Raw genomic sequence first — 12,584 nt, 5'->3', positions numbered from 1 at the left:
CAGCGCCAGCGTCGCGGCCCCGCCGGCGAGCGCGGCCATCGCCCCCCGGCGGCTCAGGACCGGCGACGGCGCGACGAGCGCCCCCGGCGCCCCCCGGCGGCTCGGGAGGAGCGAGGGGGCGGCGGGGGCGTTTCGCATCAGAGCGACTCCAGGAAGCGGATCAGGGCGGCGCGGTCGTCGGAGGGCATCTCCACCACCCGGTCCCGGGCGGCTTCCGCCTCGCCGCCATGCCATAGCACGGCTTCGAGGAGCGAGCGCGCCCGGCCGTCATGCAGGAAATAGGTGTGGCCCGAGACCGCCTCGGTCAGCCCCACGCCCCAGAGCGGCGCGGTGCGCCATTCCGTGCCGGTGGCCCGCGCTTCGGGACGATGGTCGGCGAGCCCCTCGCCCATGTCATGCAGCAGCAGGTCGGAATAGGGCCAGATCAGCTGAAAGCTCTGCTCGGGCCGGTCGGTCAGGCGGGCGGTGACGAATTTGGGGGTGTGGCAGGCGGCGCAGCCGGCGTCGTGGAACACCTGCTTGCCGCGCAGCACCTCCGCGTCGTCCCAGTCGCGCCGGGCCGGCACCGCGAGGTTGCGGGCGTAGAAGGTGACGAGGCGCATCGCCTCCGCGTCCGCCTCCAGCCCGCCATGGGCCTCGTCGCCGCCGTCGAGCGCCAGCACGCAGGCGCTTTGCGCCGGCATGCAGTCGCCCGAGCCCGCCGGGTGCAGCGGGGTGGAGATGCCGATATCGCCGGAGAAAGCCGCCGCCGACTGCTCCTCGATCGTCGGCATCCCGGCCTTCAGGCCGAAGCGGCCCAGCAGCGGGCGTTGCGCGCGGTCGGACCACACGATGTTGGCGCGGCCCGAGATGCCGTCGCCGTCGCGGTCATCCTCGTCGACATGGGCGAGGATCTCGGCGCTGGGGATCGCTTCGAGCAGGCCGAGGCCGATCATCTGCGGGGCGACGCGGGGGGAGAGCATGGCGCCGGGGGCGAGCGGCCCGTAGCCCAGCGCCTCGGCCCGCCATTCGGGGCGGCGCAGGGAGGCGGTCTCGCCGTCCGAAAGCTGCACCGGGATCTCGGTCCAGTCCACGCCCAGCCGGTATTCGGCGGTCATGCCCGGCGTGCCGAAGTCCTGCAGCTGGCCGCCATAGACCGGGTCGGGGGCGGTGGCGATATAGCCCTCGATGGCCTTGAGCGCTTCGGGCAGATCGTTGCGGTCCGCAGGGACCGAAATGCGCAGGAAGGCGGAGACGGAGCGTTCCTCCCCCTCCCCCGCCGGCGGATGGCCGCGGCCGTCCTTGAGGTGGCAGCGCTGGCAGGACCGCGCGTTGTAAAGCGGCCCGAGCCCATCGGAGGCCTGGGTGGAGGACGGCGCCGACACCCACAGCTTGCGGAAGAGGCCGTTGCCGAGCTTGAAGTCCATCTCCCGCTCGAACGGCATGTTGGCCGAGGACTGCGAGAAGGCGTTCTGGTCGGCGGCCTTGCGCGAGGTGGCCGCGCCGCCCGGCATCGCCTCGAACTGTTCGGGGGCGGAGAAATCCACGGGGTCCGCGACCACGCCGCGGATGCGCAGCGCTTCGGGCTTGGTGCGCGGCAGCGCCGGCAGGCCGGGGTCCTGAAGCGCGGCGGGCGCGCCGGCGTCGGTCGCCGGCGGGCAGACCGCCATCAGCGCCAGTCCCAGCGCGCCGGCGGCGAGGGCGACGGGGCGGAAAGACTTGCGATGTCCGGAGCGCAGCATGGTTGGTCCACCGATAATTCCCGATGGTTTTGATCGACCATGGACCGCAAGCCAACCGGGCGGGTTGTCACGGGCGGGCGTCGAAGGGGCGCCCGCCCGCCGGATCGGGCCGGGTTCAGGGCAGGGTCAGAGCGACCCGCCGAACTCCGCCACCAGCGCGAGGCCGATGGTGTGCGTGGTCTCGCCGCCTTCGCGGCCGAGGCGATAGGCGACGCCGGCGGCGACGCTCTCGGTGATCGCATAGCCCAGGGTCACGGTGCCCAGATGGTCGGTGTCGGCCCCGTCATAGTCGCGCAGGGCGTAGACGGCCGATACCTCCCACGGGCCGCGCGCCACCGCGGCGCCGGCGGTCAGATAGGCCGCGTCGGCGGTCCCGCCGCCGGCGTTGGCGAACCAGGCGCCCTCGGCGATCAGCGACAGGCCGGTGTCGTTGGCGAGGTCCATCTCGTGCACCACGCCCGCGACGACGCCGAATTCATCCTCCGGGTCGTTCTCGCCCGCGGCCAGCCGGCGGAAGCCGACATTCCACGCCCAGTCGTCGCCCACCGCCCCGTCGAGCGCCACGGCGAAGTTCTCGGGCGCTTCGGTGTTGCCGGCGCCGCCGTCGCGCAGGCGCAGCGGGCCGCGGCTTTCGCCCAGCGAATCCGACAGGAAGCTGCGGTCGGCCATGAAGGCCGACAGCGACAGCACCGGCGCGCCCGGCAGCGTCGCGAGCGGCACGGAGACAACCGCGCCGATCTGCTCCGAAATCTCGTAATCCTCGGCGAAATCGGCGCCATAGATCCCCGGCGCCGCGTCCCAGGCGATGCCGAAGGGCGCGCCGAGCTTGCCCGCCGACACCGCGATCCCGTCGCCATGGAACGTGGCGAAGAGCTCGTCGACATAGAGGCCCAGATCCTCGAACGCCCGGTCTTCGGTCGCGTCCGTCACCGGCTCCAGCACAGCATGCCCGGTCAGAGACAGCCAGTCGGTCGCGGTGACGATCACGCCGCCCTCTATGGTCGGATAGACGTCGACGAATTCCGCCGCTGGATCGGTCGACGAGACATTGGCGTCCATGTCGGCTTCGACCGACAGGCCCCATTCGATGGACTGGGCGAGGGCGGCGGAGGGGGCGATCAGCGTGCAGAGCAACGCCGCGCGGGCGGCGTGGGAAACGGAAGCCATCGGGCGGGATCCTTGGGCAAGGCGTGAACGGGTCGGGGTCGGGGCGGGGTGTAGCAATCATGTTATGACATAACAAGAGAAATGTTATAACATAACTCCCACGCATTTCAGTTCGTGAAGGGCGCGCCGTCGCAAGGCGGCGGGACGGCGGACCGCCTGCCTGGCTTGCGTGCCCCGAAACCCGTTAAGATCCGGTGTCGCTGGCTGGCGGGGGGCGAGGGCCTGCCGGACCCTCGCCGCGCCCCGCCGCCGGCGGATGCGGCCGGCGTGCGGGGCGATGGGCGCCGCCCCCCGGTCGGGCGACCGGAGGGCGGGACGAGGCGAAGGGCGGGCGCGAAGCCCCCCCGAGCCGACGCCTAAGGCGCGGCGATCACTGGAAGACGGCGGTCGGGTTGTCGAGGCTGTCCGAACCCTCGATGGCGATGGGCGCGAGATCCAGCGCCGCCACCGCCCGCTCCACCGCGCGGGTCTGGGCGACCAGCGCGTCGACCGCGCCGCCGATCAGGGCCTCGCCCGCCTCCGACCCGCGGGCGAGCATCATGTCGTAGCTGAACCCGGCCTCGGCCGCGGTCTTGATATCGCCCAGCGCCTGCATGGAGCGGTCGAGCGCCTCGCGCATCGCCGCATCGACCTCGGCGTTCTTCGCGGCCACCAGCTCGGAGACCGACGGCCCCGTCACGATCCGCCCGTCGATGCCGACATAGCGCCCGGTATAAACGTTCCGCATGCCCATGCCGTCGTAGTAGTGGCTGTTATAGGTGTTGTCGGAGAAGCAGTCGTGCTCCTCCTCCGGGTCGTTGAGCATGAGGCCGAGCTTCATGCGCTCGCCGGCCTGCTCGCCATAGGACAGGCTGCCAATGCCGGTCAGGATCGCAGTGACCCCGGCGTCGGGATCGGCCAGCAGGGTCGTGCGCGCCTCTCCGTCGTCGGCCCATTCGCCGGTCATGTATTCGAGGTCGGAGACCAGCAGCTCCACCGCCGCGGTCAGATACTCGCCCCGACGATCGCAATTGCCGCCGGTGCAGACGTCGCCCGCGGCGTAGTCCGTCCAGGGCCGGTCGCCGGCGCCGGGCTCGGTGCCGTTCAGGTCCTGCCCCCAGAGCAGGAATTCGATGGCATGATAGCCGGTGGCGACGTTGGCCTCGATGCCGTCGGCCTCCTGCAGCGTCTCCGACAGCAGCTCCGGCGTGATCTTCGCGGCGTCGACGGTCTCGCCCGACAGCTCGAAGGTCTTGTTGGCGATGACGTTGACCGCGGCATAGGGGTTCTCGTCGGTGGCGCCGCCGCCGTCCACATAGTCGATCAGCCCTTCGTCGAGCGGCCAGGCGTTCACCTTGCCCTCCCACGCGTCCACGATCGGGTTGCCGAAGCGGAACGCCTCGGTCTGCTGGTAGGGCACGCGGGCGGCGAGCCAGGCCTTGCGCGCGGCGGCCAGCGTCTGGGCGGAGGGCGCGGAGATCAGGGTCGCGACCGCATCCTGCAGGTGACGCGCGGCGGTCAGCGCGTCGCCGTATCCGGCTTTCGCGAGGTCGGCGTAGGTGGACAGCACGTCCGTCTTTTCGGGGGCGGCGGCGGCGGGGGAGGCGATGAAGCCCGCGCCCAGCACGGCGGCCAGGGCCAGGGCGGAGGCCCCGAAGGGCGTAGCGGCGCGGCGGATCATGGACGTCTCCCTCTGACGGACGCGCCCCGACGGCGCGGCGAATGCCTTCTTGATAGTTGATCGTTTCAGTAGGGAAAAGGGGGCGCGGCAAAAAACCCAGTGAAACAGTCGGAAACCCGCGCCCGGGTCGCCACGGCTCCGCTCCGCTCCGGTTGGCCGCGCCCGATAAAGGAAGACTTGACCTTTGTCGTCCAGAACCCGTTGAGGCGCCGCGCCGCGGCGCTCCCCACGCACGGCTGGGCGCCCCGTCCACGCGCCCCGTCCACGCGCCCCGGCCCGGGCGCCGGCCCGCGCCCCATCAGGGATCCGACCATGTTTCGAAGCCTGCTCCTGCGCCTCGCGCTGATCGCCGCCTGCCTCGCCGCCGCGGGCGTGGCCGAGGCCGCCGACGGCGCGACCCTCGGCGTCGTGGTGGAGGGCGGAGACGTCCCCACGGCGGCGCGGCGGATCCCGCTCGACCAGCTCGCCGACTTCCCTCAGGTCGAGCTGAAGGCGATCACCCCCTGGACCGAAGGCGAAGTGACCTTCGAAGGGGTGTCGCTGGAAAGCCTCGCCCACAGCCTCGGGGTCGGCTCGGGACCGATCCTGCTGCGCGCGCTGAACGCCTACCAGATCTCGCTGCGAACCGAAGCGGTGATCGCCGACGGCGGCGTGCTGGCGCTGCGCATGAACGGCAAGCCGATCCCGATCCGCGACAAGGGGCCGGTATGGCTGGTGTTCCCCTCGGTCGATCGCCCCGACCTCGCCGCCGCGGACAAGACTCACATGTGGATCTGGCAAATCGATGAGATCCGTTTCCTGGCCGAATAAGCGCCTGATCGACCGGTCGCCGCTGGGCGTCGCCGCGCTGAGCGTGGCGTTCTCGGCGATCATGGCGTGGTCCGCGCTGACAGATCACAGCGCGACGCAGGAGCTGGAGCGGAACCGCCTGCGCGTGGCCGAGAACGCGGTGTCCTGGCTTGCGACGCAGGCCGAGACCGAGCTGCTGCGCCTGATGGTCGAGATCGACGAAGCGCTGGAGGAGGCGCGTGCGGACCGGACCGGACCGGATCCGGAAATCGCCGCATCGCCGCCGGGCCTGTCCCCCGCCCCGATCGACGCGCCCGCCAAGGCGTCCACCGAGCCGCCAACCGACGCCGATGTCCTGCTGCCCGCGGCCGTGCGGCTGCAATACGAGATCGTGTGGAGCCGGCTGGATCTGCTGCATACCCAAAGCTTCCTGGACCGGCTCGCCGCCACCGCCGAAGCCGTCGACCACAATGACGCGCTGAGCGAACTGGACCGCCAGCTCGAACGGATCGACCTGCGCCTGGGGAACGCGCTCGACGGCGGCGACGGCCCGCCGCCCGCCCCAACCGCCGAGATCGCGATGAAGGAGCTGCGCGTCTTCGCCGCCCGCTGGGTGGCGCCGATCCGCGACATCGGCCGCGCGCTCTATGCCAACGAACTGAAGCAGCGCCCGGAAATGACCCGCACCCTGAGCCGGTTCCGCGACACGCAGCTGCGTCAGCGGCTGATCTTCGCGCTCGCCGCGCTGATCACCGGCCTCGGCTCGGCGCTCGGCCTGCGCTGGAGCCTGCGGCTCGCCGACCGCATGCGCCGCGCGCGGGCCCGGGCCGACGAGTCGCTGGGGGCCGCCGCCCATGCCATCGCCTTCTTCGACGCCGACGGGCGGATGAGCCAGTGCAACGCCGAATTCTCCGCCTATCACCGCATCCACGGCGAAGGCTGGCGCATCGGCGACACCGCTCAGGACCATTTCAGCCGCGTCGTCGCCGCAGGCCTCGCGCCCGACGCCTTCCGGCGCGAGCCGGCCTGGATCGCGCATGAGATCGCGCCCTACCTGCCCCCCAGCGACCGCCGGCTGAAAGTGCTGCCCGACGGCCGCCACCTGATGATCGAATGCGGCCGCCGGACCGAGGGCGGGCATCTGGTCACCGTCGCCGACGTCACCGACCTGGTCGCCGCCCGCGACCGGGCCGAGGCGCTGTCGGCCGAACGCTCGGAAATGCTGGCGGTGATCGGGCATGAGCTGCGCACGCCGATCGCGGCGCTGGTCGGCGCGCTGGATCTCGCCGCCGATCTGATCGGGAAGCCGCCCACCCGCCGCGCCGGCGAGGCCGCCCCGCACCAGCCGCCCCGCCGCGCCCACGACCCGCTCGCCCGCTATGTCGACAACGCCCGCCAGGCGGCCGAAGTCATCGCCTCGATGTCGGAGGATGTGTTCGAATTCGCCACGCTCTCGGGCGAGGCCGGGGCCGGACGCGCCGCCGATTTCGACCTGCACGAATTGTTCGAGGCCGCGTCCCTCGCCGCCGCCGCCCGCGCCGATGCCGCCGGGCTGGACTTCGTGTCCGAGATCGGGTCGCTCGTCGGGATCCATGTCACCGGCGACCGGGTGCGCCTGCGGCAGGTGACCGAGAACCTGCTGGCCAACGCGATCAAGTTCACCGAATCGGGGACCGTGACCTTGCGCGCCGCGCTCGACGGCCGCCGCGGCGGCCCCGGCGAATCCCGGCGCCTGCGGGTGGAGGTCGAGGATACCGGCATCGGCGTCCCTGCCATCGCGCGAAACCTGATCTTCGAGCCGTTCCGCCAGCTCCGCGGCGCCGCCGGACGAGGCTTGGCCGAGGGCATCCGGCCGGAACCGGCCGGCGTGCGCGGCCTGGGGCTGGGCCTCGCCATCTGCAAGCGCATCCTGATCGGGCTGGGCGGCGACATCGGCGTGCGGCCACGTCCCGGCGGCGGCTCGGTGTTCTGGTTCGCCACGCCCCTGCGCCTGGCCGAGCCGCCGACCGGCCAGGCGCGCCCCGCAGGCTTCGACCTCGACGCCGCCGCGCCGGGCCGATCGGTGCTGCTGGTGGAGGACGACCCGCTGCTGGCCGAGGTGACGCTGGCCCAGCTGACGCGCGCGGGCTTCGAGACCGAACACGCGTCCACAGCGGCCCGGGCGGTGCAGCTTGGTCTCGCCCGGCGCTACGATCTGGTCCTGCTCGACCTGCAACTGCCCGACGGCACCGGCGCAGACGTCGCCCGCGCCCTGCGCGACGGCGCGGGCGGGTCGCGCGACAGTCTGATCGTGGCCCTGACCGCCTATGCCGACGACGGCGTGAAGGCCGACATCCGCGGCCAGGGCATCGCCCATATCCTCAAGAAACCGCTCGAAGCCGAGCAGATCGCGGCCATCCTGCGCGACGAGGGGCCGCCGAAGGGCGCCCCTGCGGGAGCGTCGCCCCCCCCCCCGGCGCCGCGCCGGACCCGCTGAAGGAGCGCATCCGATGACCTTGCAAGAGCCGGAGCAGACGCAGGACCTCGCCCAGCGCGACGAAATGGCGGCGGACCGACGGGCGGAGCTGCTGAGCGTGCTGCCGCCCGACCGGCTGCGCAGCCATGTCGCCGCCTTTCACGCCGCCCTCCATGCTATCGCAGGCGCCGAGAGACCGCCGATGATCGGCCCCGGCTCGGTCGACTGGATCGGCCTCGGCCGGGAGGCTCATGCCGCCGCGGGCCATGCCCAACTGCTGGGCTTCCACCGCATCGGCGCGCTGCTCAATGCGCTCGAGCGCGCGGCCGACCGCGGCGACCCGGCCGGCATGGAGGCGGCGCGGGACGGCCTCGCCCGCCAGCTCGCCTACGGCGCAGCCTCGCCCGATCCCGTGGACGATCCCGGCCGCGCCGCGGATGACTGACCTCCGGCGCCATGGGGCGGAGAGGCATCAACGGCGCGACCGCCCCGTCGCCGCGGGCGCGAAGTCAACCGCTTCGCCGGATCATGGCCTCGTCGTCAGTTGGAAACCGGACCGCGCCAGCCCTCGGGACGGGAGTCGCGGCCCGACCGAGCTCGAAGGCCCGCGAGATATGCACGAGCCATCGTCGGTCGGCGTCCATGTCCGGACCGCGGCGACAGGAGGAAAGCGTTGGACGCCGCGGCCACGCCGCGAAGCGCGGTATTCGGGCGCGGCGCCACGCCCGTCCTGAAACCTCTCACCGTCTGGATCGCGGCGCCTTCGCGCGCCTTGCCGCCATCATCCTGGCCCGGATCAACAAAGCTCAGCTTCCAGCCGCCATGTCCCGTTCTCCTCCGGCATATAGCCCTGCACGTCGAGGTAGTGCGCGCCCGTCGAGCGGGGCGTGAAGCGGATCACCGAGTCCAACCCCTCCCCCCCATCGTCGTCGTAGCGGAGCTGGACGCCCGCCCCGTCGCGGAGCCGCAGCAGCGGGTCGCGGAGCGTGCCCGCCGCCGTCTCCGCACCGAGCAGCCTGAACGCGTAATGTTCGCCCGCCGTCAGCATGATCCGCAGCCAGTCGCGATCCCCTACATGGTCCAGCGTGCCGGAGACCGCGCCGTCGACGGCGATTTCGCCGGCATCCGCCAGCGTGTCGCCGAAATCGTCGTCGGGCGCGGCCCGGGCCTGGGTCGCGGCGAGGGTGTAGGTCTCCGCCTGACCGTCCACATCGCCGCCGACCGCGAGGTAGTGGACGCCGTCATGCAGGGCGACATAGGTGATCCCCGCGCCGCCCTCCGCCTCGCCCCCCTCGTCGTCGTCGTCGAATGTCAGCACTGCGCCGTCGTCGTCCCGAAGCTGCAGGGTCGCCCCGTCCAGCGTCGCCCCGCTGAGGTCGAAGCGGTAGGTCGCCCCGCCCTCCAGCTCCACCGCGAACCAGTCCACGTCCCCCGCCATCTCGAGCGCGCCGGAAGCCGCGGCGCCGATATCGAGCACGCCCCCGGTGTCGACGTCGTCGCCGAAATCGTCGAGGTCGCCCGAAAGGGTCTGCGAAACCACGCGGTAGCTGCCCGCCCGATCGTCGCCGAAGCCGCCGACGCCTACGAAATACGTGCCGCCGGCATTGGCGGAGAAGGTGATCCGGGCATTGAGCCCGTCGCCGCCGTCATCATCCTCGACGATCGAGCGGCCCGCGGCGTCGTAGAGGTTCATCACCGGATCGCGCAGCGTGCCGTCCTCCCCCTCCGCCCCCAGCACGTCGAACTGGTAGACGCCGCCGGCGACCAGCGAGACCTGGAACCAGTCGCGGTCGCCCGCGATCTCCAGCGCGCCGGCGACCGCGCCGTCGGCGGGGAGGCGGCCGGCGGCGCCGACGCCGCCGAGATGGTCGTCGGCGATGCCGAGATCACGCAGCACGACGCTGTAGTCGCCCGCATAGAGGTCTTCGTAGGCGCCCGCCGACACGAAATGCAGGCCGGTGCGCGCCGCGGTGTGGATCAGCGAGGACGAGAGGTCGCCGCCGCCGTCGTCATCCTCGTCGACCAGCGTGGCGTCGTCGTCGTAGAGCCGCAGAAAGGTGTCGCTCACCCCGTCCGGGCCGTCCCCGCGCAGGTCGATCCGATAGACATGCCCGGCGACCAGCGCGACGCCATGCCAGTCGCGGTCGCCCGCATGGTCGAGCCGGGCGCGCACCGACCCGTCGACCGGAAGCTCCGATTCGGTATCGCGGCTGGTCGGCAGATCGTCGTCGTCGCGCCGCGCGGGCATCGAGACGGTGTAGCCGCCCGCGGAGAAGTCGCCGAAGGCGCCGGCCGAGAGATAGTAGGTTCCCGAGGACCGCGGCGCGAATCCCGAAATCAGGGCGTCGAGCCCGTCGCCGCCGTCGTCATCCGAGGCGAGCTCCGCCCCCGACGCGTCGTGGAGGCGCAGATAGGCGTCGTCGAGCGGCGTCTCGCCCGAGCCGACCATGGCGAAATCGTAAAGGGCGCCGCCGACCAGCTCCACCGCGATCCAGTCTCGGTCGCCCGGATGTTCGAGCACGCCGTCGCAGGCCTTGTCGGGGGCGAGGCGCGCCGCGGTGTCGCTGCGTTCGGACACATCGCCGCTCTGCATCCCCGGAGCGGAGAGCAGCGTGGCCCCGAACCGGTAGCGGCCTTCGCCGGCGTCGGCATAGGCCCCGGCCTCGAGGTAGATGGTCCCGTCGGCGGCGGCGGCGAACACCAGCTGCGCGTCCAGATCGCGCCCCCCGTCGTCGTTGGCGGCGAGGAGCCGGCGCGCGGCGTCGTAGACCCGCAGGAACGGATCGGCGAGCCCCTGGCGGCCGAACCCTTCGAGGTCGATCAGATATTCCCCGCCCGCCACCACGTCGAGCGCATGCCAGTCGCGATCCCCCGTCGTCTCCAGCCACCCGCCGGCGGGCCGGTCCAACCGCACCTGGGAGGAGGTCGCCGCGTCCGCCGGCAGGTCGTCATCGGGCGAACGGCGCAGCGAGCGGGTCTGGGCGCGCAGCGTGTAGGCGCCGATATCGTCCACATAGCTCTGCGCCGCGATGTAATAGGTCCCGGCACGCGAGGCGGTGAAATCGATGCGCGCGTCGAGCCCGGCGCCGCCGTCGTCGTCGCTGGTGATCGCCGCGCCGTCTGGGCCGTAGAGGGTCAGCATCGGGTCGGCGAGCGTGCCATGCCCGGCATCGGCCCCGCGCAGGTCGATGATCGCCTGCTGGCCGGCGCGCAGCCGCAGGGCGAAGACGTCCTGGTCGGTCCCGGTCTCGATCTCCCCCGCCACGTCGCGGCGGGGGCGGATGCGCGTGGCCTCGGCCACGACGTCGCCGAAATCGTCGTCGTCGGGGATCGGGGCGGGGTTCGGCGCTTCGGGGGTCGGGGCGCCGGGCCCGAGCGCCAGGATCGCCTCGGCCAGCCGCAGCATGTTGGCCCGCGGCAGCTCGACGCCGAGATTGGCGACGTTGTCGTCCTCGTCGTCGCCGTCGCCGATCAGGTCGGCGCTCGACAGCAGCAGCGCGTGGAATTCGCCTTGCGTCAGGCGGCGGCCGAGCACGTCGTCGGCGATCTGCTGCGCCAGCGCCGCCATGCCCGCCACCACCGGCGTCGCCTGCGAGGTCCCGGCATAGGAGGCGAAGCCGCCCCCCGGCGCCGCCCCGGTGATCATCGCGCCGGGGGCGAAGATCTCTCCCATCGCGGCGCTGCGCTGGGAGAACGAGGTCAGCCGGTCGGCGGCGGTGGAGAAGTCCTTGGCGCCCGAGCCGAAATCGGCCCGGCCGAAATTCCCCGACCAGACCGCGCCCACCGCGATGGCGTTGGGATCGGCGGCGATGGAGGACACGCCCGCCCGCTGATAGGCATGATAGTCATTGCCCGCGGCCACCGCGACGATCACGCCCAGCGCGTCGAGGGCGGCGAATTCGTCGCCGAGCGCCCGGTTGGTGCGGGTGTTCGAGACGTTGTCGCCGGCGCCGAGCGACATGTTCACCGCCACGATGTCGTAGGCGGCGGCGTTGTCGATCACCCAGCGCAGCGCCCGCTCGATCCCCGCGATGGCGCCGTTGCCGGAATTGGTCAGCACCTGCAAGGCGGCGATGTCGGCGCCCGGCGCGACGCCCCGATAGGAAGCGGTTTCGGAGGCGATGATGGACGACACATGGCTGCCATGGCCCTGCACGTCGTCCGGGGTCCCGTCGCGATCCGAGGAGAAGTCCTGGGCGTAGACGATGCGGTCCGCGACGCCGTCGCCGTCGGCGTCCCGCCCGAAGGCCGCGTGGTCGAGGTCGATGCCGGTGTCGAGCACCGCGACCGTGTAGCCCGACCCGTCGATCCCCGCGAAACGCGCGTCGGCCCGCAGCGCCTGCACGCCCGCCAGGTCGGCGGCGGCGTTGGACCGCACCCCGATCAGGCCGGGGCCGCCGGTGACCGCCACCTTGAGATCGGAGCCGGAGAGGGTGGTCGCGGCGCCGGGCTTGCCGCCCTCGAAGGCGAAGAAGCCCGCGTCGATCTCGATCGCGTCGACGCCCTGCAGGGTGATCGACGCGCCCCCGAACGCGATCCGCGCGCCCTGCCCGGTCTGGCGGATCACCAGGTCGGCGTAGTCGCAGCCGGCGCCGCGGAGGTCGATCACATCGCCCTCCGCCGCGTCGAAATCGGTGATGACGTCGGCGCCCCAGCGGCCGGCGAAACTGAAATCGTCGGCGCCCGCGCCCCCGGTCAGCCGGTCGCGGCCCGCATCGCCGGCGAGCACGTCGTCGCCGCCGCCGCCGCGCAGCCGGTCATGGCCGTCGCCGCCGCGCAGCGCGTCGTCGCC

General features: G+C 72.4%; 7 protein-coding genes. 3 read left to right on the top strand and 4 right to left on the bottom strand.

The annotated features are described in order from the left end of the window. Positions 1 to 137 precede the first annotated feature (137 nt). The 3 genes from ACTB72_RS16855 to ACTB72_RS16845 all read right to left on the bottom strand — a co-directional run bounded on the left by ACTB72_RS16855 (position 138) and on the right by ACTB72_RS16845 (position 4,548). On the bottom strand, positions 138 to 1,649 hold the full coding sequence (locus ACTB72_RS16855; RefSeq protein WP_463038172.1) for a di-heme oxidoreductase family protein: 1,512 nt from the start codon (positions 1,647 to 1,649) through the stop codon (positions 138 to 140). Between the two features lie 198 nt (positions 1,650 to 1,847). Beyond that, positions 1,848 to 2,888: a hypothetical protein gene (locus ACTB72_RS16850; protein ID WP_463038171.1), complete on the bottom strand. Its 1,041-nt coding sequence runs from the start codon at positions 2,886 to 2,888 to the stop codon at positions 1,848 to 1,850. A 370-nt stretch (positions 2,889 to 3,258) separates the two neighbouring features. Then, complete coding sequence (locus ACTB72_RS16845; protein ID WP_463038170.1) at positions 3,259 to 4,548, bottom strand: imelysin family protein; 1,290 nt, start codon at positions 4,546 to 4,548, stop codon at positions 3,259 to 3,261. 312 nt (positions 4,549 to 4,860) lie between these two features. Here ACTB72_RS16845 and ACTB72_RS16840 point away from each other — a divergent pair, with 312 nt between their 5' ends. Genes ACTB72_RS16840 through ACTB72_RS16830 form a run of 3 tightly spaced genes read left to right on the top strand, consistent with a single transcriptional unit; the run spans position 4,861 to position 8,237 of the window. Beyond that, positions 4,861 to 5,358, top strand: a complete 498-nt coding sequence (locus tag ACTB72_RS16840) for a putative pterin-binding protein (protein ID WP_463038169.1) — start codon at positions 4,861 to 4,863, stop codon at positions 5,356 to 5,358. Next, positions 5,333 to 7,813 (top strand): hybrid sensor histidine kinase/response regulator, encoded by a 2,481-nt coding sequence (locus tag ACTB72_RS16835; RefSeq protein WP_463038168.1) that lies wholly within the window; start codon positions 5,333 to 5,335, stop codon positions 7,811 to 7,813. Before ACTB72_RS16840 ends, ACTB72_RS16835 begins: the two co-directional genes overlap by 26 nt. A 13-nt stretch (positions 7,814 to 7,826) precedes the next feature. Then, entirely contained in the window at positions 7,827 to 8,237 is a 411-nt protein-coding gene (locus ACTB72_RS16830) for a hypothetical protein (RefSeq protein ID WP_463038167.1), read from the top strand. Positions 8,238 to 8,588: 351 nt separating this feature from the next. Here the strand turns inward: ACTB72_RS16830 and ACTB72_RS16825 are convergent. After that, positions 8,589 to 12,584 (bottom strand): pre-peptidase C-terminal domain-containing protein (locus tag ACTB72_RS16825; RefSeq protein ID WP_463038166.1); only part of this gene is annotated, 3,996 nt, incomplete at its 5' end.

The organism is Albimonas sp., from assembly GCF_055129145.1.
The sequence above is the reverse complement of the archived record's forward strand: the minus strand, read 5'-3'. Positions and strand labels throughout refer to the sequence as shown.